Raw genomic sequence first — 25,927 nt, 5'->3', positions numbered from 1 at the left:
AAAACGTTCCCCAGTGTAGCAGGCAGACCGCATACACCGCCGACGCGGCTTGCGCCGCTGCTACAGGGATTGCGGGGGGCCTGATGGAACGCATGGAACGTTGACGCGGCGTGCGTCGCTGATACGGGTTACACATTCCCCTGTAGCAGCGGCGCGAGCCGCGTCCGGCACCACCGCGGTGTATCAGCGCTTGTCGCGGCGCTTCTTGTCGGCCTTCTTGTGGTGCGACATCAGGCGACGCTTCTTGTTGACCTGGCGGTCGGTGAGCGTGTTCTTGTTGCCTTCGTACGGGTTCTCGCCACCCTTGAACTCGATACGGATCGGCGTACCGACCAGCTTGAGCACGCGGCGATACGTGTTTTCCAGATAGCGCACGTACGACTTCGGCACCTTCTCCACCTGGTTGCCGTGGATCACGATCAACGGCGGGTTGGCACCACCCAGGTGAGCGTAGCGCAGCTTGATCCGGCGGCTGTTGACCATTGGCGGCTGGTGCTCCTGCACCGCGTCCTCGAGGATCTGGGTCAGGCGGCTGGTCGGCCAGCGGGTGATCGCCGACTTGAACGATGCCTGCACCGAAGCATACAAGTTGCCCACGCCGGTGCCATGCAGCGCCGAAATGAAGTGGATGTCGGCGAAGTCGACGAAGAACAACCGCCGCTCCAGCTCGACCTTCACATAGTCGCGTTCGCTGGGCTGCATGCCGTCCCACTTGTTCAGCGCGATGACGATGGCGCGCCCGGTTTCCAAGGCGAAGCCCAGCAGGTTCAGGTCATGGTCGACCACGCCTTCGCGTGCATCCATGACGAAGATCACCACGTTGGCGTCCTTGATCGCCTGCAGCGTCTTGACCACCGAGAACTTCTCGACTTCCTCGTGGATCTTGCCGCGCTTGCGCACACCGGCCGTGTCGATCAAGGTGTACTTCTCTTCGTTGCGTTCGAAGGGAATGTAGATACTGTCGCGAGTCGTACCTGGCTGGTCATAGACGATCACCCGGTCTTCGCCGAGCATGCGATTGACCAGCGTCGACTTGCCGACGTTGGGTCGACCGATGATGGCGATCTTGATGCCATCTTTCTCGCTCGGGCCCGGAATGCGCACGGCTTCCTCGCCCTCGGCCACCTCGGCGTTGAGGTCGACTTCTTCCTCGTCGCGCGGGAACTCGCTCAAGGCGGCTTCGAGCAGCGCGTTGACACCGCGGCCCTGGGCACCGGCCACGGGGATGGCGTCGCCCATGCCCAGTGGGGCGAATTCGGCCTTGGCCATCTCGGGGTCGACGTTGTCGACCTTGTTGGCGACCAAAAGCGAGCGTTTGTTACGCTTGCGCAGGTGCTCGGCAATCATCTGGTCGGCGGCGGTGAAACCCGCGCGCGCATCGACCAGGAACATCACGACATCGGCTTCTTCGATGGCCAGCAGCGACTGCTCGGCCATCTTTTCGTCCATGCCGTGTTCGTCACCGGAAATACCACCGGTGTCGACCAGAATGTAGGAACGCCCTTGCCAGCGCGCCTCACCGTATTGGCGATCACGGGTAAGACCAGACAGGTCGCCGACGATGGCGTCACGGCTTTTGGTCAGGCGGTTGAACATGGTGGATTTACCGACGTTGGGTCGGCCCACCAGGGCGATTACGGGAACCATGCGGCTCTCCACTGCGTTGATTCAGAAAATACAAAGGCCGCTGCAGGCAGCGGCCGGAGTTCGAGGCGCTTCAAACGAAGCGGCTTCCAGGCACCCGTGGGTGTCTGAAAGCATAGTCAATCACTGCTTGACGGTCAGGGCTTCCAGCTTGCCACTGTTGCCGTAAATATAAAGCATGTCGCCAACGACCAGCGGGCGAGCCCGGACACCGTCACTGTCGACCCGAGTACGGCTGACGAAACGACCGTCGACCTGACTCAGCAGGTGGACGTAACCTTCCAGGTCGCCCACCGCGATGTAGCTGGAAAACACTTCGGGAGCCGACAGCTGCCGACGGGCCAGTTGGTCGTTGCTCCACAGGGCGGTGGTGGAACGTTCGTCGACGCCCTCCACGGTGCCCGAGGCCAGGCTGGTGTAGACGTTGCCGAAGCCCTGCGCGACACCTGCGTAACTGGAAGCATCGCGCTGCCACAGCACACGCCCGCTTTCCAGGTCCAGGCCGGCCATGCGGCCCTGGTAGGTGGTCACATACAGCGTGCCGCCGGACAACAGCAGGCCGCCGTCGATGTCGACCACGCGATCCAGTTCGGAACGGCCCTGAGGCACGGCGACCCGAGCTTCCCAGACCGGCACGCCGTTGGAGATGTCCAGTGCCACGACCTTGCCAGTCGACAGACCGGCGATCGCCAGCTGGTTGGTCACCAGGGGGGCGCCCGTACCGCGCAGGGTCAACACCGCTGGAGTGCTGTCGTAGATCCAGCGCTGATCACCAGTGCTGGCATCCAGACCGATCAGGCGATCGTCCTGGGTCTGCACCACCACGACGTTGCCGTTGTTGGCCGGTGGTGCCAGCACTTCGCTGTTCACGCGTTTTTTCCAGCGTTGCTCACCGGTGTCGGCGTCGAGTGCGATCACGTCGCCGCGCAACGTGCCCAGGGTCACCAGGCCGTAGCTCACGCCCACGGCACCGGAAACCGGCTGGTCCAGGTCTTTTTTCCACAGCACGTCACCGGTCATGCGGTTCATCGCGACCACTTCGCCGGTCACATCGGCGGCGTAGATGCGATCGTTCTCGATCGCTGGCACGAGCATGTTGTAGGTCTTGCCTTGGCCGTCGCCGATACCGCGGCTCCAGACCTTCTGCAAGGACACTTCTTCCTTGAAGTCGGTGAGTTCGGCCGGGGGCAGTTCCTTCTTGCTGTTGCTGCTGCAACCCACGGCCATCAAGGCCAGGGCCAGCAATGCTGCATGTTTCCAACGGATCACGTCACGCATCCCCTTTGGCCAGGTCGTCGAGCTTGATTTGAAGGCCACCCACCGCCGCTTCATCGGACAGCGCAGCCTTGGCTTTTTGATAGGCGGCATAGGCGTCGTCGCTGCGGCCCAGTTGCACCAGCAGGTCACCCTTGAGTTCTTCGCGGGCTGCCAGGAACGCCTTGTCGGCATCGCCGTCGAGCAGCTTCAAGGCGTCTTCGGCCTTGTTCTGCGCGGCCAGGACCTGCGCCAGGCGCTGACGCGCCACTTCGCCCAGGGTGGTGTCGACCGGCTTGTCGACCACCGTCTTGAGTTCGGCGGCGGCATCATCGAGCTTGCCGGCATCGACGGCGGCCTTGGCCAGGAACAGGCTGGCGTACTGCGCATAGGCAGTACCACCGAACTCGTTCTTGAGCTTGCCGGCCAGGTCTGCCACCTGGGCGGTATCGGGCTTGCCGGTCGGGGTCAGGCTGGCTTCCAGCAACTGCTGGTACAGGTTGGAAGCGCTCTGCGACTGGTTGCTCTGATAGCGGGTCCAGGCTTGCCAGCCGAACACGACCACCAGGGCCAGCAGGCCACCGGTGACCAGGGGCTTGCCGTTACGCTGCCACCAGTCCTTGAGTTCGCCCATTTGTTCGTCTTCGGTACTCGACACCCCAATGCTCCTATTCGCGCAAATGCTTGATACTTGCTTGATTCAGCCCTGCACAACGCAGGTCGCCAGATGATCGGCCAACGCCGACCAGGCAATGTTCTGTTGTTCGCCCTGGCCGCGCAGGGGTTTGAAACCTACCACTTGTTGGGCCAGTTCGTCGTCCCCCAGGATCAAGGCGTACAAGGCACCGCTCTTGTCGGCCTTCTTGAACTGGCTCTTGAAACTGCCGGCACCGGCGTTGACCATCAGGCGCAGACCCGGTACCTGGTCGCGCAGCCGCTCGGCGAGGGTCAGACCTGCCAACTCGGCCTGCTCGCCGAAAGCACAAAGGTAGACATCGACCTGCCGGGCAATGGATTCGGGCACCTGTTCCAGGGTTTCGAGCAACAGGATCAGACGTTCGATGCCCATGGCAAAACCCACGCCCGGCGTCGGTTTGCCACCCATCTGCTCGACCAGGCCGTCATAGCGGCCGCCGGCACAAACGGTGCCCTGAGCGCCCAGCTTGTCGGTGACCCATTCGAAAACGGTCTTGCTGTAGTAGTCCAGGCCCCGCACCAGCTTGGGATTGATCACGTAGGGAATGCCGGCGGCATCCAGACGCGCCTTCAAGCCCTCGAAATGCACGCGCGACTCTTCGTCGAGATAATCGGCCAGCTTCGGCGCGTTGACCAATACCGCCTGGGTTTCCGGATGCTTGGTATCGAGCACGCGCAACGGGTTGGTCTTCAGACGGCGCTGGCTGTCTTCGTCGATCTGGTCCAGGTGCGCGGTGAGAAATTCCACCAACGCCTCGCGGTAGCGACCGCGGGCTTCGCTGGTGCCCAGGCTGTTAAGCTCCAGGGTGACCGCGTCGCGAATGCCCAGCAGTTTCCACAGGCGCCAGGTCAGCACGATCAGCTCGGCGTCGATGTCCGGACCGTCGAGGTTGAACACTTCCAGGCCGATCTGGTGGAACTGGCGATAGCGCCCCTTCTGCGGCCGTTCATGGCGAAACATCGGGCCCATGTACCAGAGCTTCTGCACCTGGCCACCACCGCTCAGGCCATGTTCGAGCACCGCGCGGACACAGGCTGCGGTGCCTTCGGGGCGCAGGGTGAGGGAATCACCGTTGCGATCCTCGAAGGTGTACATCTCCTTTTCGACGATATCGGTGACTTCGCCGATGGAGCGCTTGAACAGGTCGGTGAACTCGACGATGGGCATGCGGATCTGGCGGTAGCCGTAACCGTCCAGCAAACCGGCCACGGTGCCTTCGAAGTAACGCCACAGCGGCGTCTGCTCCGGCAGGATGTCGTTCATGCCACGAATGGCTTGCAGAGTCTTGCTCACAAAATATCCTTAGAAATCCCTGTTAGCCGCGGACGATCAACGCCGCATCGGCTTCGACCTTTTCCGCAGCCTTCTGCCGGATCAGCTTCTCGAGCTCATCCACCAGATTGTCGTTGGTCAGTTTCTGCGACGGCTTGCCGTCGATGTAGATCAGGTTCGGTGTGCCACCAGTGAGGCCGACATGGGCTTCCTTGGCTTCGCCCGGACCGTTGACCACGCAACCGATGACCGCGACGTCCAGCGGCACCAGCAGGTCTTCGAGACGGCCTTCGAGTTCGTTCATGGTCTTGACCACGTCGAAGTTCTGCCGCGAGCAGCTGGGGCAGGCGATGAAGTTGATGCCGCGCGAACGCAGGCGCAACGACTTGAGAATGTCGTAGCCGACCTTGACCTCTTCCACCGGATCGGCCGCCAGCGAGATGCGAATGGTGTCGCCGATGCCGTCGGCCAGCAGCATGCCCAGACCGACCGCCGACTTGACCGTACCCGAACGCAGGCCCCCGGCTTCGGTGATGCCCAGGTGCAATGGTTGGACGATCTGCTTGGCCAGCAAGCGATAGGCGTCGACGGCCATGAACACGTCGGACGCTTTCACGCTGACCTTGAAGTCGTGGAAATCCAGGCGCACCAGATGCTCGACATGACGCAGCGCCGACTCGACCAGCGCTTCCGGGGTCGGTTCGCCGTACTTCTTCTGCAGGTCCTTTTCCAGTGAGCCTGCGTTGACGCCGATACGGATCGGGATGCCACGATCGCGCGCGGCATCGACCACCGCGCGCACGCGGTCTTCGCGACCGATGTTGCCGGGGTTGATGCGCAGGCAGTCCACACCCAGCTCGGCCACCCGCAGGGCGATCTTGTAGTCGAAGTGGATGTCGGCCACCAGCGGCACGCTGACGCGCTGCTTGATGCGCCCGAAGGCTTCGGCGGCGTCCATGTCGGGCACGGACACGCGCACGATGTCGGCGCCAGCATCGACCAGGCGCTGGATCTGCCCCACGGTGGCGTCGACATCATTGGTGTCGGTGTTGGTCATGCTCTGAACGGCGATGGGCGCATCGCCCCCCACCGGTACCGAGCCGACCCATATTTTGCGCGATTCGCGGCGCTTGATTGGAGATTCACCGTGCATGTTATTGCCCCAGCTTCATGCGAGCAGTATTGCCCTTGGTAAAGGGTGCGACATCCACCGCTTGACCGTTGTAAGTCACCTGGGCGGCATTGGCCACGCCCAGGCGTATGGAAAGCGGCGGCTTGCCGCTGACCTGAAGATTTTCGCCACTGCGCTTGAGACCGCTGTACAGCACCTTGCCGGTGGCATCGGTGACCTGGGTCCAGCAGTCGGCGACGAAATTCATGCCGACCTGGCCCTGCCCGGCCACGGGCGCCTCGACTGGCGCAGGCGTTGCGACAGGGGCCGGCGCGGCAGGTGTTGTCGCTGCATTAGGTACAGGTGCGGGAACAGGCGTGGCAACGGTTGCAGGGGTCTGCGCAACGGTCGCAGATGGCTGGGTAGTCGTGGTCGCCGGTGTGCCGGTAGTGGCCGGGTCAACCGGGGTTTGGCCCTGCCCCAGGCTCAACGCGGTGGGTTCGCCTTCGCGAGCAGCCACCACGGCCTGGTCTTCAGGCTCGTCCAATGGATGAATCTGGGTCGTGCCGTCGGCGCTTTCGACTTCGACGTGCTCCAGCGCAACGTTGGTCGGATCGGTGCCACGGGTGGTGGTCTTGTCCTGCCACCAGAGGAAGCCGCCGCCCACCAGGGCCAGCACCAGCATCAGGCTGACGATGCGCAGCAGGTTGTGGGCCAGGCGCGAAGGTTCTTCGATGCGGCCCAGGCCATGCACGTTGCTGCCCTGCGCATTGGTGCCGGTGTACTGATCGAACGCCTGCACCAGCACGGCCTGATCCAGGCCGAGCAATTTGGCATAGGCGCGAATGTAGCCACGGGAAAACGTGTGGCCGGGCAGCTTGTCGAACGCGCCCGCTTCCAGGTTGGCCAAAGAGGCCGGGGTGAGGTTCAGCCGCGCGGCCACCTCGGGCAACGACCACGCTTTGCCTTCACGGGCCTGACGCAAGGTATCGCCGGGGTTTACACGAGAGCCTGCTGCTACTTCGGGATGCGCCGCTTTCATCTTTGCTCCGACAGGTATTGCTGATATTCCGGCGTACCGGGATAAAGCCGTTTGAGTTGCAGGCCATAACTGGCGGCCTTGTTCTTGTCTTCGTAGACTTTCGCCAGACGCGTGCCAAGCAGCAGGCTGCGCGCGGTTTGCTCGCTCAACTGGGTGAACCGGTCGTAATACTCCTTGGCCGGCACGTATTGCATGTCCTGGTACGACATTTCGGCCATTTCCAACAGCGCCCGCGGCTGCTGGCGGTTGAGCCGCAGCGCTTTCTCCAGGTTCTGCCGTGCCACCTCACGCTGGCCCAGGGCCGCCGCTGTCATGCCAAGGTTTTCGAAGACCCGCGAGCGCTCTGGATAGAGCGTGTCGGCGGCGGCCTTCTCGAACAGTTCGTAGGCTTCCTTGTAGCGTTTCTGTTCATACAGGAAGCTGCCGTAGTTGTTCAGGATACGGGCATCGCTGCGTGCGTTCAAAGCCTTGCGAAAATGCTGTTCGGCAAGCTCGGGCTCCATTTCCGCCTGGAACACCAGGGCCAGTGCCGCATTGGCGTCGGCGTCGGAACCGTTGAGCTCCAGGGCCTTCTTCAAGGGAATCTTGGCCCGCTCGGTACTGCCTTCCTGCAGGTACCCCAGACCCAGTTGCACGTAGGCCTGACGCGCCTCGTCCCGACCCTTGCTGGTGTCCATCGGATTGACCTTGCCCGTGGTGACGCAACCGGTCAGCAAGGCGAAGACGATCAGCAGCGCGGCGCGCAGGGTCATGGAGTTCCTCTCGTTCAGTTCCGATTCGCGGCAGTTTGCGGCATATCGGCCTCAGCGCCTAATTGGCGTACGGCGATGTAGCGTTCACTGCGACGCGTGCGGTCCATGACCTGCCCCACCAACTGACCACAGGCGGCGTCGATATCCTCGCCACGGGTGGTGCGCACGGTCACGTTGAAGCCGGCCTGGTGCAGGTGATCCTGGAAACGGCGGATGGCGTTGTTGCTCGGCCGCTCGTAACCGGAATGAGGGAACGGGTTGAACGGAATCAGGTTGATCTTGCACGGCACGTTCTTGAGCAGTTCGACCATTTCGATGGCATGGTCGAGCTGATCGTTGACGTCCTTGAGCAAGGTGTACTCGATGGTCAGCACACGCTTCTCGCCCAGTTGCGACATGTAGCGCTGGCACGACTCGAGCAGCATCTTGAGCGGGTACTTCTTGTTGATCGGTACCAGCTGGTTGCGCAGTGCGTCGTTGGGCGCATGCAGCGACAGGGCCAGGGACACGTCGATGTGATCGGCGAGCACGTCGATCATCGGCACGACACCCGAGGTCGACAGGGTGACCCGGCGTTTGGAGATGCCATAGCCCAGGTCATCCATCATCAGGCGCATGGCCGCGATGACGTTGTCGAAGTTCAGCAGCGGCTCGCCCATGCCCATCATCACCACGTTGGTGATGGCACGGTCGACGGTCGCCGGGACGCTGCCGAAGGATTTGTTGGCAATCCACACCTGACCGATGACTTCGGCGGCGGTGAGGTTGCTGTTGAAGCCTTGTTTGCCGGTGGAGCAGAAACTGCAATCCAGGGCACAGCCCGCCTGGGACGAAACACACAAGGTGCCGCGCTTGCCCTGGGGGATGTAGACGGTCTCGACGCAGCTGCCGGACGCCACGCGCACTACCCATTTGCGGGTGCCGTCGGTGGAGATGTCCTCGCTGACCACTTCGGGGCCGCGGATCTCGGCACAGGCCTTGAGCTTTTCGCGCAGGGCCTTGCCGACGTTGGTCATGGCATCGAAATCGTCCACGCCAAAATGGTGAATCCACTTCATGACCTGACCGGCACGAAAGCGCTTCTCCCCGATCGAGTCGAAGAACTGTTCCATTTCCGGTTGAGTCAGCCCCAACAGGTTCGTCTTGCCAGTCATATCAGTCATGGATTCACCTTCACTCGTGAGCCGTAGCTTAGCGAGTGGTTACTTCGGTAGTAGCGAAGAAGTATGCGATTTCGCGAGCAGCAGCGGCTTCGGAGTCCGAACCGTGAACGGCGTTGGCATCGATCGACTCGGCGAAGTCGGCGCGGATGGTACCGGCAGCGGCTTCTTTAGGGTTGGTGGCACCCATCAGCTCGCGGTTCAGGGCGATGGCGTTTTCGCCTTCCAGAACCTGAACGACAACCGGGCCGGAAGTCATGAAGGCAACCAGTTCACCGAAGAAGCCACGAGCGCTGTGCTCGGCGTAGAAGCCTTCGGCCTCGGCCTTGGACAGTTGCTTGAGTTTCGAGGCAACGACGCGCAGACCGGCTTTTTCGAAACGAGTGGTGATCTCGCCGATGACGTTCTTGGCGACAGCGTCGGGCTTGATGATGGAGAAAGTACGTTGAACAGCCATGTGAAACTCCAGAAACGGTGATTGAAGCGAAAAATTAAACCCGCGAATTATACGCGGGTTCCGGGGTATTGCCTAACCTGCAAATCGATCAGTCTTTTTCGGCAGCCCAGAGGGTCTGCACAGCTTCGAGCACCTTCTCGCCGACGCGACCGGAGGTGTCGTCGAAATCCGGAAGCGCCTTGATCATCTGCTGCAGGCGGGTGAAGCCGATCGAATACGGGTCCAGATCCGGGTGCTGCTCTTCCAGCTCCTCGGCGATGCGCTGTACATCATTCCAACCATAGCTCATGACAATCCCTCGGTCAGTGCGGCGCTTCGGCGGCGTGATTGAGCGAGTACTTGGGAATCTCGACGGTGATGTCCTCGGTGCCGACCTTGGCCTGGCAGCTCAGACGCGAAGTCGGCTCCAGCCCCCAGGCGCGGTCGAGGAAGTCTTCTTCCAGCTCGTCGGCTTCTTCCAGCGTGTTGAAACCGGCGCGGATCACGCAGTGGCAGGTGGTGCAGGCGCAGACGCCGCCGCAGGCACTCTCGATCTCGATGTGATGATCGTGGGCGACGTCGAGCAGCGACCTGCCGGTTTCAGCCTCGACCACCATACCGTCCGGGCAATGCTCGGCGTGGGGCAGAAATGTCACCTTCGGCATCAGTTATTCCTCAATTTCATTCAGGTTGCGCCCTGACAGGGCGTCTTTCACGGCATTGTTCATGCGACGCGCGGCGAACGCATCGGTCACCTGCGACAGCAGCTTGGTCTGCTGTTCGATGGCCGGACCGTCACTGCCTTTGACCAGCGCGCGCAACTCGTCCATCTGCAGGCCGATCACCATGCGCTCCTCGTCGTCGAGCAGACGCTCGCCGTCGGCGTCCAGCGCGGCCTGTACGGCCTCGATCAGACGCTCACCGTCGACCTGGTGTTCACGCAACTGGCGAGCGACCTTGTCATCGCCGGCGTACTGGAAGGAATCGGTGAGCATCCGGGCGATCTCGCCGTCGGTCAGACCGTAGGACGGCTTGACCTGAATGCTCGCCTCGACGCCCGAACCCAGCTCGCGGGCGGACACACTGAGCAGGCCATCGGCGTCGACCTGGAAGGTGACGCGGATCTTCGCCGCACCAGCCACCATGGCAGGAATGCCGCGCAGTTCGAAACGAGCCAGGGAACGGCAGTCGCTGATCAGCTCGCGCTCACCCTGCAGCACATGCACCAGCAGCGCCGACTGGCCGTCTTTATAAGTGGTGAAATCCTGGGCACGGGCGACGGGAATGGTGGTGTTGCGCGGAATCACCTTCTCCATCAGCCCGCCCATGGTTTCCAGCCCCAGGGACAGTGGAATGACATCGAGCAGCAACAGCTCGCCGCCGTCACGCTTGTTGCCGGCCAGGGTATCGGCCTGGATGGCGGCACCTATAGCCACGACCTGATCCGGGTCGATGTCGGTCAGGGGCTGGCGCCCGAACAGCTCGCCCACTGCTTCACGCACACGCGGAACGCGAGTGGAACCGCCGACCATGACCACGGCGAGAATCTCGTCGATCTCGATGTTCGCGTCACGCACGGCGCGTCGGCACGCCTTGAGGCTGCGCGCGACCATGGGTTCGATCAGGGCCTGGAAAGCATCACGGGTGAGCTCCGCGCTCCAGCTACCGTAGGTGATGGTGGTGCTATGCGCCTGGCTCAACGCTTCCTTGGCAGCGCAGGCCGCCTGGAGCAATTGGCGTTGTGCACCAGGATCGAGGTTGGCGGATACACCGGCCTGCTCGACGATCCAGCCGGCGATGGCATGGTCGAAGTCATCACCGCCCAGCGCGCTGTCGCCGCCGGTGGCCAGTACTTCGAACACACCGCCGGTGAGGCGTAGGATGGAAATGTCGAACGTCCCGCCGCCCAGGTCGTAGATCGCCACCAGCCCTTCGGCGTGTTGATCCAGGCCATAGGCCACGGCCGCGGCGGTGGGCTCATTGAGCAGGCGCAAGACGTTCAGACCGGCCAGACGTGCAGCGTCCTTGGTGGCCTGGCGCTGGGCATCGTCGAAATAGGCAGGCACGGTGATCACCGCCCCCACCAGCTCGCCACCCAAGGTGTCTTCGGCACGCTGACGCAGGGCCTTGAGGATGTCGGCAGACACCTCCACCGGACTCTTCGGGCCCTGCGCGGTTTCGATGAACGGCATGTGCGACTCGCCACCGACGAAGCGGTAGGGCAATTGCTCGCCCAGTTGCTTGACGTCGGTCAGGCCGCGGCCCATCAGACGCTTGACCGAGAGCACGGTGTTGAGCGGATCGCTGGCAGCGGCGGCCTTGGCAGCCGCTCCCACTTCGATGCGGTCGGCATGATAGCGCACGGCGGACGGCAGGATGACCTGCCCGTCTGCGTCCGCCAGGGGTTCGGAGAGACCGCTGCGCAGCGCAGCGACCAGCGAATTGGTAGTGCCCAGGTCGATCCCCACGGCCAGACGACGCTGGTGTGGTTGAGGACTCTGGCCAGGTTCGGCGATCTGCAGTAGGGCCATGCTTATCAGGTCAGGAATTCAGGCGTGCGGCCGTAGCGACACTGGGTTAATCGTCGAGGCGCTCTTCGAGCTGGCGCACTTCATAGGAAAGCTTGTCGAGGAACTGCATGCGCCGCATCAGGCGTTCGGCCTGTTCGCGTTGCGCAGCGTCATCCCAACAGGCAGCGAAGCTGTCTTCGAGTTCAGCCTGCGCGGTCTTGACCCGGCGCTTGAACGTTGCCACGCCCGCCAGGTCGGCGCTGTCCTGCAGGTCTTCGAGCTCTTCGCGCCACTGCATCTGCTGCAGAAGAAAGTCCGGATCGTGGACCGTGACTTCCTGCGGTACTTCCTGGCCACTGATGGACAGCAAATAGCGCGCACGCTTGGGCGCAGCCCTCAAGGTCTGGTAGGCGTCGTTCAGGCCCGCAGACTTTTCGAGGGCCTGGCGCTGCTCACGCTCGGAGGCATCGGCAAAGCGATCGGGATGGACCTCACGGGCCAACTCGCGATAGCGCGTGGCCAGTTGATCGAGGTCCAAGCGAAAGCCGGGCTTGAGGTCGAACAGGGCGAAATGACAAGGAGTACCCACGGATGTGCCTCAGATATTGAAGCTTTCGCCGCAGCCACATTCGCCGCGCACGTTGGGGTTGTTGAACTTGAAGCCTTCGTTCAACCCTTCCTTGACGAAATCGAGTTCGGTGCCGTCCAGGTAGACCAGGCTCTTGGGATCGATGATCACCTTGACGCCATGGTTCTCGAAGACCTTGTCTTCGCTACCGGCTTCATCGACGAACTCCAGCACGTAGGCCAGGCCCGAGCAACCGGTGGTGCGTACGCCCAAGCGAATGCCGTCACCCTTGCCACGCCCCTGGAGGGAACGACGAACATGGTTGGCGGCGGCTTCTGTCATGCTGATAGCCATCGTGACTCCTTACCTGCAAACGGTTTCGCGCGAGCGGTCACCCGCACCGCGCTGTATCGAACCTTCGACTGTGTCCAGCTTCGCTCTGACTCAGAGCAGACCTTTCTTCTGCTTGTAGTCGCGCACGGCCGCCTTGATGGCGTCCTCGGCGAGCACCGAGCAGTGGATCTTCACCGGCGGCAACGCCAGTTCTTCGGCCAGCTGGGTATTCTTGATGGTTTCGGCTTCGTCCAGGGTCTTGCCCTTCATCCACTCGGTGGCGAGGGAGCTGGAAGCGATGGCCGAACCGCAGCCGTAGGTCTTGAACTTGGCATCTTCGATGATGCCCTGTTCGTTGACGCGGATCTGCAGACGCATCACATCGCCGCACGCCGGAGCGCCGACCATGCCGGTGCCGACGTCGGCATCTTCGGCGTCCATCTTGCCCACGTTACGTGGGTTTTCGTAGTGGTCGATGACCTTTTCACTGTAAGCCATGGTATTGATCCTTACTGAAACTCATCAGGTAAGCCGCTCTTGTCGGCAGCTACTTAGTGCGCCGCCCACTCGATCTTCGAGATATCGACACCGTCTTTGTACATGTCCCACAGCGGCGACAGAGCGCGCAGCTTGGTGACGGCCTCGCAGACTTTCTGCGCGGCGTAATCGACTTCTTCTTCGGTGGTGAAGCGACCGAAGGTGAAACGAATGGAGCTGTGGGCCAACTCGTCGTTGCGGCCCAGGGCGCGCAGTACATACGAGGGCTCGAGCGAGGCCGAGGTGCACGCCGAACCGGAAGACACTGCCAGGTCCTTGAGGGCCATGATCAGCGACTCGCCTTCGACATAGTTGAAGGACAGGTTCAGGTTGTGCGGCACACGGGCCGTCAGGCTGCCGTTGACGTACAGCTCTTCGAGGTTCTCGACCTGCTGGTAGAAGCGATCGCTCAACGCCTTGATGCGCAGGTTCTCGCTGGCCATGGTTTCCTTGGCGATGCGGAAGGCTTCGCCCATGCCGACGATCTGGTGCGTGGCCAGGGTGCCCGAACGCATGCCGCGCTCATGACCACCGCCGTGCATGGCCGCTTCGAGGCGAACACGCGGCTTGCGGCTGACGTACAGCGCGCCGATACCCTTGGGACCGTAGGTCTTGTGCGCCGAGAACGACATCAGGTCGACCTTCAGTGCCGACAGGTCGATCTCGACCTTGCCGGTGGACTGGGCCGCATCGACGTGGAACAGCACGCCGCGCGAGCGAGTCAGCTCGCCGATGGCAGCGATGTCGTTGATCACGCCGATTTCGTTGTTCACATGGATGACCGAGACCAGGATGGTGTCGTCACGCATGGCCGCCTCGATCATGGCCGGAGTGACCAGACCATCGGTGCCGGGCTCCAGATAGGTGACGTCGAAACCTTCACGCTCGAGCTGGCGGGTAGTATCCAGGACCGCCTTGTGCTCGATCTTGGTGGTGATGATGTGCTTGCCCTTGGTCTGGTAGAAGTGCGCCACACCCTTGATCGCCAGGTTGTCGGACTCGGTGGCACCGCTGGTCCAGACGATCTCGCGCGGGTCGGCACCGACCAGGTCGGCCACTTGACGACGGGCGTTCTCGACGGCTTCTTCAGCCTTCCAGCCGAACACGTGCGAACGGGAAGCCGGGTTACCGAAGTTCCCGTCCATCTGCAGGCATTCGATCATCTTCTGTGCAACGCGAGGATCCACTGGCGTGGTCGCGGAGTAATCGAGGTAAATCGGCAACTTCATTGGTATCTCCTATCAGGCGGCTAACCTGGCTTTCTCATTCGACGGCAGACGTTTCGATCTTGTCCAGGCGCTGCATGCGGCCGTTGCTGTTGCAACGACGCAGATCCTGGCGCTGAGCGACTTCTTGCACCTCACGACGAGTGACAAGGTCGGACAGACTGATACCGCTCAAAAATTCGTGAATCTGCTGGCTGAGGTCACACCACAGGTGGTGGGTCAGGCAGGTGTCACCGGCGTGGCAATCACCCAGGCCCTGGCACTTGGTGGCATCGACCGATTCGTTGACCGCGTCGATGACCTGTGCAACCTGGATGCCTTCCATGTCGCGGGACAGCTGATAACCACCGCCGGGACCACGCACGCTGGACACCAGGTTGCCCCGGCGCAGCTTGGCGAACAGTTGCTCCAGGTAGGACAGGGATATGCCCTGGCGCTCGGAGATGTCGGCCAATGAGACCGGGCCACGCTGCGCGTGCAATGCCAGGTCGAGCATGGCAGTGACGGCGTATCGGCCTTTCGTTGTCAGTCGCATGGCTAGTACCACGGGTTCTCGGAATAGGTTCGATCATCCTATTTCCGAGTAAATTTGTCAACTATAAGTCCTACGGATTTACTAGGACTTGAGCGCAAAAACGGCGGCGCAATGGTAGCAGACTAATGATGCCGATTGGGGCCTGTGTGACGGCCCGGATCAAGACTGCGCCTTGCGCTCCGCGCCTTGCACGCATTCGAAGTCTTCGTCGCGCAAGGGCGGCAGGTCCTTGGCGCAGTAGTCGCTGCCCAGGCGGTTCAGCGCGCCACACATTCCTTCCAGACGCCCGTCCACCGCATGCAGGTGATCGAGCAGCTGGCCGATGGCCCGCGCGACCGGGTCCGGCATGTCCTCGCCGCCGACGCCATAGGCATCGAAACCGATCTTCTCGGCCATGGCCTTGCGCCGCGCGTCCAGCTCGTCATCGCTCTTGACGATGATCTTGCCGGGTATCCCGACCACGGTCGCGCCGGGTGGTACTTCCTTGGTCACCACCGCGTTGGAGCCGACCTTGGCCCCGGCACCCACCGTGAACGGCCCGAGCACCTTGGCGCCCGCCCCCACCACCACGCCATCGGCCAGGGTCGGATGGCGCTTGCCCTTGTTCCAGCTGGTGCCGCCCAAGGTCACGCCCTGATAGATCGTCACGTCGTCACCGATCTCGGCCGTCTCGCCAATCACGATGCCCATGCCGTGGTCGATGAAGAAGCGTCGCCCCACCGTCGCACCAGGATGGATCTCGATGCCCGTCATCCAGCGACCGAAGTTGGACACCACCCGCGCCAGCCACTTCAACTCGCGCTTCCACAAGGCATGGGCGGCCCGATGCAGCCAGATGGCGTGCATGCCCGGGTAGCAGGTCAACACCTCGAACGCATTGCGCGCGGCCGGATCGCGATGAAAAACACTCTGGATATCTTCCCGCAGACGTTCGAACATTTATTGATCCTTGCGCTTATGCGGCTCGCCCCGAGCGACCTTTTGGGTCTCGGTGAGAATGCCGCGCAAAATACTCATTTCCGACTTGTTCACGGCGCTGCGCCCGAACAGGCGGCGCAGGCGAGCCATCAGGTGCCGTGGCTTTTCCGGGTCGAGAAAGGCGATGTCGACCAGGGTGTCCTGCAGATGGCCATAGAAGCGCTCCATTTCGTCGCTGGTGGCCAGCTCCTCGGTTTTGTCCAGCGTTGGCGCCGGACGCTTGCCCGCCAGCCAGGCCATGCGCACTTCATACCCAAGCACTTGCACAGCCGCCGCCAGATTCAGCGAACTGAACTCCGGATTGGACGGGATGTGCACATGGAAATGACAGCGCTGCAGCTCATCGTTGGTCAAGCCCGCGTGCTCGCGGCCGAACACCAGCGCGATCTCCTTGCCCTGCCCGGCCTCCTCGATGACCTTCTCGCCACACTCGCGGGGATCCACCAGCGGCCACGGCAGGCTGCGGTCGCGGGCGCTGGTGCCCAGCACCACGGTGCAGCCCACCAACGCCTCTTCCAGGGTGGCGACCACCTGGGCGTTTTCCAGCACGTCGCTGGCGCCCGATGCGCGGGCGTCGGCTTCGGGCGACGGGAACTCGCGGGGCTCAACCAGGACCAGCCGTGACAACCCCATGTTTTTCATGGCGCGCGCCGCGCCACCGATGTTGCCGGGATGGCTGGTATTGACCAGGACGACTCGGATGTTATCCAGCACGGCTAGGGCTCTGTGTCGGGGAAAGGGCGGCAAATATTACAGAAGGCCTATAACTAAGGCTATGTCCCTCTTCTTGTCCACGACTTTTCTGCTAGAATGCGCGGCTTTCTTTAACGACCTTAGGTGAAACGTCCATGCAGCCCATGCTGAATATCGCGCTGCGCGCCGCCCGCAGCGCCAGTGAATTGATCTTCCGCTCCATCGAGCGCCTGGATACCATCAAGGTCGACGAGAAAGATGCCAAGGACTACGTGTCCGAAGTCGATCGCGCTGCCGAACAGAAAATCATCGACGCCCTGCGCAAGGCCTACCCGACCCACGGCATCCGTGGCGAAGAGACCGGTTTCCATGCCGGCAGCGGTGAAGGCGAAGACTACCTCTGGATCATCGACCCACTGGACGGCACCACCAACTTCCTGCGCGGCGTACCGCACTTCGCCGTCAGCATCGCGTGCAAGTACCGTGGTCGCCTGGAACACGCCGTCGTGCTCGATCCTGTCCGCCAGGAAGAATTTACCGCCAGCCGTGGCCGTGGCGCCCAGCTCAATGGCCGCCGCCTGCGCGTCAGCGGTCGCACCAGCCTGGACGGCGCCCTGCTGGGTACCGGCTTCCCGTTCCGCGACAACCAGATGGACAACCTGGACAACTACCTGGGCATGTTCCGCAGCCTGGTCGGCCAGACCGCCGGCATTCGCCGCGCCGGCGCCGCCAGCCTGGATCTGGCCTACGTTGCCGCTGGCCGCTTCGATGCGTTCTGGGAGTCAGGCCTGTCGGAATGGGACATGGCCGCAGGCGTCCTGCTGATTCAGGAAGCAGGCGGCCTGGTGAGCGATTTCACCGGCGGTCACAACTTCCTGGAAAACGGCCACATCGTTGCCGGTAACACCAAGTGCTTCAAGGCAGTCCTGACTGCCATCCAGCCGCACCTGCCGGCCTCGCTCAAGCGCTGAGACCTGGCACGACAAGAAAAGCACCCCACGGGGTGCTTTTTTCATGGGCGCAATTCAGCCCCCGCCCAGTCAACCTTCGCAGGCGAAAGCCAGTATCCGCCCCAGCATTTCGTCGCATCCGGCCAACTGCGCGACACTGATGAACTCATCGGGCTTGTGCCCCTGCGCCATGCTGCCGGGCCCGCACACCACGGTGGCGATGCCTGCCTGATCGAACAGCCCGCCTTCGGTACCGAAGGCCACCGTGGAAAACGCCTGCGAACCGCTGAACCGCGCGATCAAGCGGGCGGCCTCGCTGGCATGGCTGACGTCCAGGCCCGGATAGCTGGACAGCTCGCTGAACCGAATTGCACTCTGACCACTGATCGCCTGCATGGCCGGCAGCAGCGTGTGCTCGGCGTAGCGTTGCAGGGCTTCCGTCAACTGTCGCGGGTCTTCGGCAGGCAGCGAGCGCACCTCGAAATCGAAGCGGCAGTGCTGGGGGACGATGTTAAGTGCCGTACCACCCGCGATAACCCCCACCTGCACCGTGGAAAACGGCGGATCGAAGCGCTCGTTGCGGCCATCCGGGACCTGCAGCGCATCGCCCAGCCGACCCAGTTCGGCAATCAGTCGCGCGGCGTATTCGATGGCGTTGACCCCGCTCGGCGCGTGGGCCGAATGGCAGGCCAGGCCCTGCACCTCGCAGCGCATGGCCAGTTTGCCCTTGTGGCCGAGCACCGGCGCCAGCTCGGTCGGCTCGCCGATCACGCACAACATCGGCTGCACCGGTTTGCTCCGCAAAGCCTCGAGCAGCGAGCGCACGCCCAGGCAACCGACTTCTTCATCGTAGGACAAGGCAATGTGCACCGGCCGACGCAGGGGCGCCTGCACGAGCGTGGGCACCTGTGCCAGTACGCAGGCGATGTAGCCTTTCATGTCCGCGGTGCCGCGGCCGTACAACTTGCCGTCCGCTTCGCTCAACTGGAACGCAGGATACGTCCAGGCCTGGCCGTCCACCGGCACCACGTCGGTATGACCCGACAGGACGATGCCCGGCACATCGGCCGGGCCGATGCTGGCGAACAGATTGGCCTTGCTGCCGTCCTCGTTGTAGATCAGCTCGCTGCTCACGCCATGCCCGGTCAGGTAGTCGCGAACGAACTCGATCAGGGCAAGGTTGGATTCGCGGCTGGTGGTGTCGAAGGCCACCAAGTGCGCCAGCAGCTCACGGCTGACGCTCATCGCTCGTCTCCGGGCACGCCATAGCCCGGTGCTACCGCCGGATTCAGGGCACGGTCGATGTAGTCCTGCATCTGCGGTCGATAGGCCAGCCACAATCCCTGCAACTCGCCCAAGGGGTCATGCTCGGCCCAGTCAACGCGCAGATCGACAATGGGCCACGGCAGCTCGCCCACGACCTTCAGCGCCGCCGAATGCACCGGCCCGGCTTCGCCGCCCGCGGCCAGGCCGGCGAGCATGGCGTGCAGCAGACGCTCGGCCAAATGCCCGGAGGCGTGTTCGAACGCCTCGACCACGGCGTCGACCACGGCGGTTGTGGCCAGCATGTTGCCGGCGGCGACACACTGCTCACCGCTGCGCGCGTGATGAATGCCCAGGGTCTGGCTGCCACTGGCGTGGGCGCTCCGGCCTTGCGCATCGATGGCGATGATCTGGCGATACGCACCGAAGCCGTCGCGGTCCAGCACCTGTTGCAACGCCTGGTCAGGCGACACCTGTTGTTCCAGTTGCGCCAGTGTCTGCGGGCCGAGGGCTGGCAGCGTGATGTTCTGCGACGACACCGCGCCCACACCGGCCACAAGCCACGGGCAGCGAGCACCCACGGCGATGCTCGACGAACTGATGGCGATGCCCAACTGGCCGGTTTCGGCGCAGCGCGCTGCGATGGAAAAGGTCATGGCAGAGAACTCCTCAGTCCGGAATGACGGCGATCACATCGATTTCCATCAGCCACTGCGGCTGGCCCAGGGCCGAGACCACCAGGCCCGTGGAGATCGGAAAGACACCTTTGAGCCAACGGCCAACCACATGATAGACCGGCTCGCGATAACGCGGATCGATGATGTAGGTGGTGGTCTTGACGATGTGCGACAGGTCACTGCCTGCCTCTTCCAGCAACTGCTTGACGTTTTTCATGGCCTGCTCGGCCTGCGCCGCAGGGTCGCCCAGGCCGACCAGGTTGCCGTCGAAATCGGTGCCCACCTGACCGCGCACATACACGGTATTGCCGGCGCGCACCGCTTGGCACAAATCGTTGTCCAGGCTCTGATTGGGGTAGGTGTCCTTGGTGTTGAACATGCGGATGCGGGTATGGGTGACCATGAACGAAGCTCCTTGGCGTGCGCGTCGTAGTGAGGCGACACAGTGATGATCAAGCGTTGGCGCGCAACGGCGCGGGTGTCCGGGCAGCGGTCCGGGACTCGTCATAGGCGCGGTACTTGCGCTGCGTGGCGATCTGATCGGCGACATGCTTGGCGTCATGCCAGACGCCCCAGATAAAGGCCGACCCGCGCCGCGACAGCCAAGGCAGACCGACGAAATAGACGCCCTGCTCGCTGCTCACGCCGCGCTGATGACGTGGCTTGCCGTTGGCGTGGAAGGCGTCGACCTGCAACCAGCTGTAGTCCTGCGAATAGCCGGTGGCCCAGATGATCGTGGACACCCCCGCCTCGGTCAGGTCCAGCGCCTGCAACGGCTCGGCGATGCACGCCGCGTCGGCCACGCGCTCGCGGGCGGTCGGCTCCAGGGGCAGGTCCAGGCCGTTGCGCTCGGCGTAGGCGTCGGCAGCATCGAGCAGCGCCAGGTAGTTCTCGTCGCCTCGGTCCAGATTGTCGTTCAGATCCTGGGCGAAGCTGACCTTGCCGTCGGCAAACCGCTCGGTCAGACCCACCAGCACCATGCCCGCCTGAGCCAGTTGCCGAAAGTCCACGGTGTGCCCGCCGCGGGCACCGCTGACGGCGATGGTGACGTGCTCCCGGCCCGCCTGCACCGTTTCACTGTCCCACAGCCCGAGCACCCCCAGCCACCAGCAGAAGTCGCGCCCACGGTAGGCGCGCGGCGGCCGATCGTGGGGACCCACCGAGAGGTAGACCTTACGCCCGGCACGCAGCAACTCCTCGGCGATCTGCACCCCGGAGGAACCGGCCCCGACCACCAGTACCGCGCCTTGGGGCAATTGTTCAGGATTGAAATAGTGCGCCGAGTGAATCTGGTGGAGGGTCGAATCCGTAGGCGCGATGGCCGGGATCACCGGCTTCTGAAACGGCCCGGTGGCCGATACCAGGTGGTTGACGTAATAGGTGCCATCGCTGGTTTCCACGGTGAAGCCGGCACGGCCAACATTGCGCGTGACACGCCTGACCTCGACGCCGGTCTTGATCGGCGCATCAAACTTGCGGGCATAGGCCTCGAAATAGTCGGCCACCTGCTCCTTGCCGGCAAAGCCATCGGGGTCCATGTCGAATTCCAGGCCCGGGAACCGATCGTGCCAGGCCGGACCGTTGGCCACCAGCGAGTCCCAGCGGCCCGAGCGCCAGGCTTCGGCGATACGATGCCGCTCCAGCACCAGATGAGGGATACCCAGACGGCTCAGGTGCTCGCTCATGGCCACGCCGGCCTGGCCGGCGCCTACGACCAGGGTGTCTATTTCGGTGATCTGTTGGTTCATCTTGGCATCCTTCGACAGGCCGTCGGTGGCCAGTCGCTGTCTTCATGAAAATTCGAAAGCCGGGCGCACGGCGTCCTGCGGCACCCGCGAGGCTGTGTGCAAAGCTTCAATCATTCGGGCGCTCGGTTGCGCTCAGTCCACCAGCGAAGGGTCCGCCTGGATCATCAGGTGCTTCATTTCTTCGAAATGGCGCTGGGAAAAATCGGTGATCTTCTCCCAGTCCCGTGCGGTCTTTTCCGCCACGTCATCGGCGAGCAGCTTGAGCGGCTGGCCGGTCGACCAGGCCGTTACCAGAATCTGGCAGGCCCGCTCCAAGGTCCAGATGTCATCGAAGGCTTCGCCCACCGTGGCGGCGGTGACGATGACGCCGTGGTTGCCCATCAGCAGCCGGCGCTTGTCCTGCAGCAGGTTGGCCAGGCGAGCGCCCTCGGCGCTGGTATCAGCCATGCCACCATAGAGTTCGTCCACCGCCACACGGTTGAAATAACGCGCTGTGTTCTGGTCGACCGGCAGAATCTTGGGTTGCGCAAGGCAAGCTACGGCCGTGGTGTAGACCGGGTGCAGGTGCAGCACCACACGGGCATCGGGCAGGCACTGGTGAACCTGGCCGTGGATCGACCATGCCGTGGCGTCCACGTCCGGGCGGTGCGCGGCTTCGGTATCGTCGGCATCGAGCAGCAACAGATCACTGGCCCGCAGCCGCGAGAAATGCACCCACTTGGGGTTGAGCAGGAACTGCTTGCCGTCGGCGCTGATGGCGGCGCTGAAATGGTTGGCGACCGCCTCGTGCATGCCCAGGTGGGCGATGATGCGGAACGTTGCGGCCAGGTCGATGCGCGTCTGTTCTTCGAAACTCAGGGCCATGCTCTGGGCACTCCATTGAAACGTACCCGCCAGGATCGACGGATACTGTCGGCTGATGTCGAGGCGCGATATCAGGGCTTGGGCATCAAGGCGGCGATGTCATCGGCGGTCGGTGCCTGGAACTTGTACTTGTCCAGCAGCGCCGCGTATTCGGGGGTCTTGCTGTACTTCTCCAGGCCCTGGATCAGCGCGTTGCGGACCTCGTCGTTGCCCTTCTTCACACCGAAGCCGTTGAGCACCGGGTAGATCAGGGTCTGCGAGGAAATCACCACGCGATCGCCCAGCTTGTCGACCACCCCGCGAGCGACCGCCGCGTCGGTGATCTGCGCTTCCACCGCGTGGGCGAGCATGGCCTGGGTGGTTTGCGGGTCGGTGCCGTACTCACTGATGGCGATCGGCTGCAGACCGTTCTTCACGCAGTACTCGGCGGACAGCTTCTGCAACTGCTGCAACCAGGAGGTGGCGCCCATGGAGCCGATCTTGTGCCCGCAGAACTCTTCCGGCGTCTTGGGCTGATAAGCGCTGCCCTTGACCGCGAGGATCGACTCACCGCTTTTCAGGTAAGGGACCATGTCGATCACCTTCATGCGGTCGGCGGTGATGTACATCGACGAGTTGGTGATATCGAACCGTCCGGCCTGAAGCCCGCTGATCAGGTTGGGAAAGCGGGTGTCGATGTTTTCCGCAGTCATGCCCATGACCTTGGCGAGACCGTCGAGAAACTCGATATCGAAGCCGGCGGGCTTGTTCTTCTCCATGTATTCGTAAGGGAAGAACGTCATGTCGGACCCGGCGACGATCTTGCCGGGCTGCTGGAACGCCGAAGCGCTCAACGAACTGGCGGCCAGGATGGCGCCGAACACGGCCATGGCGACGGGGCGGGCTTTCAGGCTTGGCAACTTCATGGGGTATTCCTCGCAGTCAATGGATTCAGGCTGTTGCCAGGTCGGTACCGGCTTGCTGGACGAAAAACGATGCACCCTTGGGTTTCTGCGGCAGGCGAACATGGTTCTCGGTGCTGCGGATCAAGCCGCTCTCGCACCCGGCAACCAAGCGTCCGGCGTGCGCACTGGGCAGCGGGTTGTCGGCCAGTGGCAGAGCGTCCTCGGCGGCGTACACGCTGATGAACAACGTCCGCGGATCTTCGGTGTGGTTGGGGCTCGAAGCATGCAGCAGGCGGGTGTGCATGAAGCACACCGAGCCCGGCGGGCCGAAGCAGGCCACCGGCGCCTGGCAGTGCTCCTCGACCACGGCATCGGCCACCGCGCCGGTGAAACGCTCGTCGTGCCAGTGCGACCACAGCGGGCCTTTGTGGCTACCGGGTATCACCTTGAGCGGACCGTTCTGCGCGGTCACTTCGCTGACCATCAACAGCGCCGTTACCAGGTCGTCGTTGCTGTGCGGAGTGAAGAGGAAATCCTGATGCCATTTCACCTGGGTCGCGGTGTGCGGCAGCTTGGAGTTGATCTTGCTGTGATGAAAACGAGTGCCGCTTCCGCCGATCAACTGGCCGGCGATTTCGGCCATGCGCGATTCGAAGGCCGTCTGGCGATACGCCGGCGAAATCTCGGTGGGCGACGCTACCCGGCGCAGGGAGGGATGGTCGGCACGGTGATCGCTTTCCACATCGAAACGTGCGCGACCATCCAGGGTTTCACCCCAGGCCTGAGCCTGGCTGCGGCTGTCCTGCACCCATTGATCGAAGTCATGCTGCAGCGCCGCCACTTCAGGCGCCGCCAGCACGTCCTCGACCACCAGAAAGCCATCCTGGTGAAACTGGTCTATCTGCCATTGCTCGATCATGTTCTCTCCTCGCACCGGTAGGGTTGGCTTCAGGCCAACGAGACATCTTTCAGGAACGCTTCCACTCGCGGGTTGTGACCGCCACGCAGCGCCTGCGGGCTGTCGTCGCAGACCACTCGCCCCTTCTCCATGAAGACGATGCGATCGGAAACCTTGAAGGCAAAATTCATTTCGTGGGTCACGATGATCATGGTGATGCCTTCGCTGGCCAGGGCCTCGATGACCTGCAGCACCTCGTTGACCTTCTCCGGATCGAGCGCCGAGGTGGGCTCATCGAACAGCATGATCTGCGGGCGCATCATCAATGCCCGGGCGATCGCCACGCGCTGCTGCTGGCCGCCGGACAACTGATGCGGGTATTTCCATGCGTGGTCGAGCATGCCGACCTTGTGCAGCAAGGCGTAGGCCTGCTGTTTGAGTTCGGCCAGGGGCGCCAGACGGTGATAACGCGGCGCCATCAACAGGTTGTTCAGCACGGTCATGTGCGGGAACAGATTGAAGCTCTGGAACACCATGCCGATGTTCATGCGGTGCTCGGCGTGCTCCACATAGCGCGGCGGTTGCGCGCCCTGCCGGTTCAGATGAATGAACGGTTTACCGTTGATCTTGATGTCGCCGTTGTCGATCTGCTCCAGGCCATTGAGCAAACGAATCAGTGTGGTCTTGCCCGAACCCGAAGGACCGATCACCGACACCACTTCACCCGGCTCGATCTGCAGGCTTACCGCACCGAGCACTTCGACGTCGTTATAGGCCTTGTGCAGCTTGGTCGCCTGCAACGCAGGACCGGTGGCGGCGCTGTCGGGTCGCGTCACGGCGGCGCGGTGTTCAGTGGCCAGGCGCAGCACTTCGGCATCCGGCTGACGCGCGGCCTTGGTCTGGGTCACGTCCAGATAACGCTCCAGGCGTTTGAGCAGGAAATCGAACACGGTCACAATCAGCACATAGAAGAACGCCACCCCTGCCATGGTTTCCATGACCAGAAAGTTCTGCGAATAAAGGCGCTGACCCACCATGAGGATCTCGGTCAGCGAGATCACCGACACCAGCGAGCTGAGCTTGACGATGGAAATGAATTCGTTGGTGAGCGACGGCAGGGCCACCCGCAAGGCCTGGGGGATGACGATGCGCCACTGGGTGCCGGCAAAGCGCAGGCCCAATGCTCGTGCAGCCTCGCTTTGCCCCTTGGCGATGGACAGCAGCCCGCCGCGATGGATCTCCGCAACGTAAGCGGTTTCACTCAACACCAGCGCGATCAGCCCGGCCCAGAACGGGTTGGCCAGCACGGCCGAAGTGGACGGCATCGCCTGTGGCAGGTTGTAGACGAATATCAGCAGGACCAGCAGCGGCAGGCTGCGAAACAGCCAGATGTAACCGCGCGCCGGCAAGTTGAGCAATGGACGGGAAGATTGCTTCGCCAGCGCCAGTACGAAGCCCAGCACAATACTGACGACCCAGGTCAATACACTGAGTTGAATCACGGTCCAGGCCGCCATCCAGAACTCGGTATCGCCGAGCAGACCAAACATGTATTTCCAATCAAACGTCATCGTCGGCTCGCTTGGCAAGGTCAAGGGTGATGGGTGACTTCCTGTCGACTATGAACTTCGAACGTTGCCCGTTCTGCCCGTCTTAAACCCATCATGATTGATGCCAGGTTCCGCCGAAATTAGTAAATTCGGGCCCCTTGCATAGGAAAAACCTAAGCAGAAGTTCCCGAGTCGAACATCGCACTCCCTGTTTCTGCTTGGTTGGATACAAAGATCAGGAAATCCTGAAAACCACTGCACGGTTTTAGCGCAGCCTGTTTCCGGTCTTATGGCAGACGAGACTTTTTGGTGCGAAATGGGTTTTGCGCCTTGATTCATTGGGTG

Annotated in this window: 28 protein-coding genes; 1 reads left to right on the top strand and 27 read right to left on the bottom strand. The window is 62.6% G+C overall.

Going from position 1 to position 25,927, the window contains the following annotated elements:
* Nucleotides 1-183: 183 nt before the first annotated feature.
* The 19 genes from der to trmJ all read right to left on the bottom strand — a co-directional run bounded on the left by der (nucleotide 184) and on the right by trmJ (nucleotide 16,769).
* A complete protein-coding gene (gene der / locus AC788_RS17905) occupies nucleotides 184-1,647 on the bottom strand; it encodes a ribosome biogenesis GTPase Der (RefSeq protein ID WP_049861908.1) in 1,464 nt (487 codons plus the stop codon).
* A 120-nt stretch (nucleotides 1,648-1,767) separates the two neighbouring features.
* The gene (bamB, locus tag AC788_RS17900) at nucleotides 1,768-2,922 is read right to left on the bottom strand and encodes an outer membrane protein assembly factor BamB (protein WP_049861907.1); all 1,155 of its coding nucleotides are present in this window, start codon (nucleotides 2,920-2,922) and stop codon (nucleotides 1,768-1,770) included.
* The gene (locus AC788_RS17895) at nucleotides 2,915-3,556 is read right to left on the bottom strand and encodes a YfgM family protein (RefSeq protein WP_049861906.1); all 642 of its coding nucleotides are present in this window, start codon (nucleotides 3,554-3,556) and stop codon (nucleotides 2,915-2,917) included. The genes bamB and AC788_RS17895 overlap by 8 nt, the downstream gene beginning before the upstream one ends.
* A 42-nt stretch (nucleotides 3,557-3,598) precedes the next feature.
* Nucleotides 3,599-4,888, bottom strand: coding sequence for a histidine--tRNA ligase (hisS, locus tag AC788_RS17890; RefSeq protein ID WP_049861905.1), 1,290 nt, complete (start codon nucleotides 4,886-4,888; stop codon nucleotides 3,599-3,601).
* Between the two features lie 22 nt (nucleotides 4,889-4,910).
* The gene (gene ispG / locus AC788_RS17885; protein WP_049861904.1) at nucleotides 4,911-6,020 is read right to left on the bottom strand and encodes a flavodoxin-dependent (E)-4-hydroxy-3-methylbut-2-enyl-diphosphate synthase; all 1,110 of its coding nucleotides are present in this window, start codon (nucleotides 6,018-6,020) and stop codon (nucleotides 4,911-4,913) included.
* Nucleotide 6,021: 1 nt separating this feature from the next.
* Nucleotides 6,022-7,020, bottom strand: coding sequence for a RodZ domain-containing protein (locus AC788_RS17880; RefSeq protein ID WP_049861903.1), 999 nt, complete (start codon nucleotides 7,018-7,020; stop codon nucleotides 6,022-6,024).
* The gene (gene pilW, locus AC788_RS17875; protein WP_049861902.1) at nucleotides 7,017-7,772 is read right to left on the bottom strand and encodes a type IV pilus biogenesis/stability protein PilW; all 756 of its coding nucleotides are present in this window, start codon (nucleotides 7,770-7,772) and stop codon (nucleotides 7,017-7,019) included. Before pilW ends, AC788_RS17880 begins: the two co-directional genes overlap by 4 nt.
* Before the next feature lie 14 nt (nucleotides 7,773-7,786).
* Nucleotides 7,787-8,935, bottom strand: coding sequence for a 23S rRNA (adenine(2503)-C(2))-methyltransferase RlmN (gene rlmN / locus AC788_RS17870; protein WP_049861901.1), 1,149 nt, complete (start codon nucleotides 8,933-8,935; stop codon nucleotides 7,787-7,789).
* Nucleotides 8,936-8,963: 28 nt separating this feature from the next.
* Complete coding sequence (ndk, locus tag AC788_RS17865) at nucleotides 8,964-9,389, bottom strand: nucleoside-diphosphate kinase (protein WP_043186559.1); 426 nt, start codon at nucleotides 9,387-9,389, stop codon at nucleotides 8,964-8,966.
* Between the two features lie 88 nt (nucleotides 9,390-9,477).
* A complete protein-coding gene (iscX, locus tag AC788_RS17860; RefSeq protein ID WP_049861900.1) occupies nucleotides 9,478-9,678 on the bottom strand; it encodes a Fe-S cluster assembly protein IscX in 201 nt (66 codons plus the stop codon).
* A gap of 13 nt (nucleotides 9,679-9,691) precedes the next feature.
* Complete coding sequence (gene fdx, locus AC788_RS17855) at nucleotides 9,692-10,033, bottom strand: ISC system 2Fe-2S type ferredoxin (protein ID WP_043186555.1); 342 nt, start codon at nucleotides 10,031-10,033, stop codon at nucleotides 9,692-9,694.
* A gap of 3 nt (nucleotides 10,034-10,036) precedes the next feature.
* Nucleotides 10,037-11,899 carry a Fe-S protein assembly chaperone HscA gene (gene hscA / locus AC788_RS17850; RefSeq protein WP_049861899.1) on the bottom strand — a complete coding sequence of 621 codons (1,863 nt, stop codon included), beginning with the start codon at nucleotides 11,897-11,899 and terminating at the stop codon, nucleotides 10,037-10,039.
* Between the two features lie 46 nt (nucleotides 11,900-11,945).
* Nucleotides 11,946-12,467, bottom strand: coding sequence for a co-chaperone HscB (gene hscB, locus AC788_RS17845; RefSeq protein WP_049861897.1), 522 nt, complete (start codon nucleotides 12,465-12,467; stop codon nucleotides 11,946-11,948).
* A gap of 9 nt (nucleotides 12,468-12,476) precedes the next feature.
* On the bottom strand, nucleotides 12,477-12,800 hold the full coding sequence (gene iscA / locus AC788_RS17840) for an iron-sulfur cluster assembly protein IscA (protein WP_049861896.1): 324 nt from the start codon (nucleotides 12,798-12,800) through the stop codon (nucleotides 12,477-12,479).
* Nucleotides 12,801-12,890: 90 nt separating this feature from the next.
* Complete coding sequence (gene iscU, locus AC788_RS17835; RefSeq protein WP_043186545.1) at nucleotides 12,891-13,277, bottom strand: Fe-S cluster assembly scaffold IscU; 387 nt, start codon at nucleotides 13,275-13,277, stop codon at nucleotides 12,891-12,893.
* A gap of 53 nt (nucleotides 13,278-13,330) precedes the next feature.
* Nucleotides 13,331-14,545, bottom strand: a complete 1,215-nt coding sequence (locus AC788_RS17830) for an IscS subfamily cysteine desulfurase (RefSeq protein ID WP_049861895.1) — start codon at nucleotides 14,543-14,545, stop codon at nucleotides 13,331-13,333.
* Nucleotides 14,546-14,579: 34 nt separating this feature from the next.
* Nucleotides 14,580-15,077: a Fe-S cluster assembly transcriptional regulator IscR gene (iscR, locus tag AC788_RS17825; protein WP_049861894.1), complete on the bottom strand. Its 498-nt coding sequence runs from the start codon at nucleotides 15,075-15,077 to the stop codon at nucleotides 14,580-14,582.
* A gap of 159 nt (nucleotides 15,078-15,236) precedes the next feature.
* Nucleotides 15,237-16,016 carry a serine O-acetyltransferase gene (cysE, locus tag AC788_RS17820; protein ID WP_049861893.1) on the bottom strand — a complete coding sequence of 260 codons (780 nt, stop codon included), beginning with the start codon at nucleotides 16,014-16,016 and terminating at the stop codon, nucleotides 15,237-15,239.
* On the bottom strand, nucleotides 16,017-16,769 hold the full coding sequence (gene trmJ / locus AC788_RS17815; protein WP_049861892.1) for a tRNA (cytosine(32)/uridine(32)-2'-O)-methyltransferase TrmJ: 753 nt from the start codon (nucleotides 16,767-16,769) through the stop codon (nucleotides 16,017-16,019).
* A 134-nt stretch (nucleotides 16,770-16,903) separates the two neighbouring features.
* Between trmJ and suhB the strand changes: the two genes are divergently transcribed.
* A complete protein-coding gene (gene suhB / locus AC788_RS17810; protein WP_049861891.1) occupies nucleotides 16,904-17,719 on the top strand; it encodes a type III secretion system regulator SuhB in 816 nt (271 codons plus the stop codon).
* Between the two features lie 69 nt (nucleotides 17,720-17,788).
* Here the strand turns inward: suhB and argE are convergent, their stop codons facing one another.
* The 8 genes from argE to AC788_RS17770 all read right to left on the bottom strand — a co-directional run bounded on the left by argE (nucleotide 17,789) and on the right by AC788_RS17770 (nucleotide 25,603).
* Nucleotides 17,789-18,943, bottom strand: coding sequence for an acetylornithine deacetylase (gene argE / locus AC788_RS17805; RefSeq protein ID WP_049861890.1), 1,155 nt, complete (start codon nucleotides 18,941-18,943; stop codon nucleotides 17,789-17,791).
* Nucleotides 18,940-19,617, bottom strand: a complete 678-nt coding sequence (locus tag AC788_RS17800; RefSeq protein WP_049861889.1) for a DUF1028 domain-containing protein — start codon at nucleotides 19,615-19,617, stop codon at nucleotides 18,940-18,942. The genes argE and AC788_RS17800 overlap by 4 nt, the downstream gene beginning before the upstream one ends.
* 13 nt (nucleotides 19,618-19,630) lie before the next feature.
* On the bottom strand, nucleotides 19,631-20,041 hold the full coding sequence (locus AC788_RS17795; RefSeq protein ID WP_049861888.1) for a RidA family protein: 411 nt from the start codon (nucleotides 20,039-20,041) through the stop codon (nucleotides 19,631-19,633).
* Nucleotides 20,042-20,090: 49 nt separating this feature from the next.
* Nucleotides 20,091-21,386, bottom strand: coding sequence for a flavin-containing monooxygenase (locus tag AC788_RS17790; RefSeq protein ID WP_049861887.1), 1,296 nt, complete (start codon nucleotides 21,384-21,386; stop codon nucleotides 20,091-20,093).
* Nucleotides 21,387-21,518: 132 nt separating this feature from the next.
* Nucleotides 21,519-22,250, bottom strand: coding sequence for a class II aldolase and adducin N-terminal domain-containing protein (locus AC788_RS17785; protein WP_049861886.1), 732 nt, complete (start codon nucleotides 22,248-22,250; stop codon nucleotides 21,519-21,521).
* A 71-nt stretch (nucleotides 22,251-22,321) separates the two neighbouring features.
* Nucleotides 22,322-23,155, bottom strand: coding sequence for a transporter substrate-binding domain-containing protein (locus AC788_RS17780; RefSeq protein ID WP_049861884.1), 834 nt, complete (start codon nucleotides 23,153-23,155; stop codon nucleotides 22,322-22,324).
* A 25-nt stretch (nucleotides 23,156-23,180) separates the two neighbouring features.
* Nucleotides 23,181-24,053 (bottom strand): phytanoyl-CoA dioxygenase family protein, encoded by an 873-nt coding sequence (locus AC788_RS17775; RefSeq protein ID WP_049861883.1) that lies wholly within the window; start codon nucleotides 24,051-24,053, stop codon nucleotides 23,181-23,183.
* Nucleotides 24,054-24,082: 29 nt separating this feature from the next.
* Entirely contained in the window at nucleotides 24,083-25,603 is a 1,521-nt protein-coding gene (locus AC788_RS17770; RefSeq protein WP_049861882.1) for an amino acid ABC transporter permease/ATP-binding protein, read from the bottom strand.
* Nucleotides 25,604-25,927: the final 324 nt, after the last annotated feature.

Source organism: Pseudomonas sp. RIT-PI-a (genome assembly GCF_001187875.1).
GTDB classification, from domain to species: Bacteria; Pseudomonadota; Gammaproteobacteria; order Pseudomonadales; family Pseudomonadaceae; genus Aquipseudomonas; species Aquipseudomonas coleopterorum.
The sequence above is the reverse complement of the archived record's forward strand: the minus strand, read 5'-3'. Positions and strand labels throughout refer to the sequence as shown.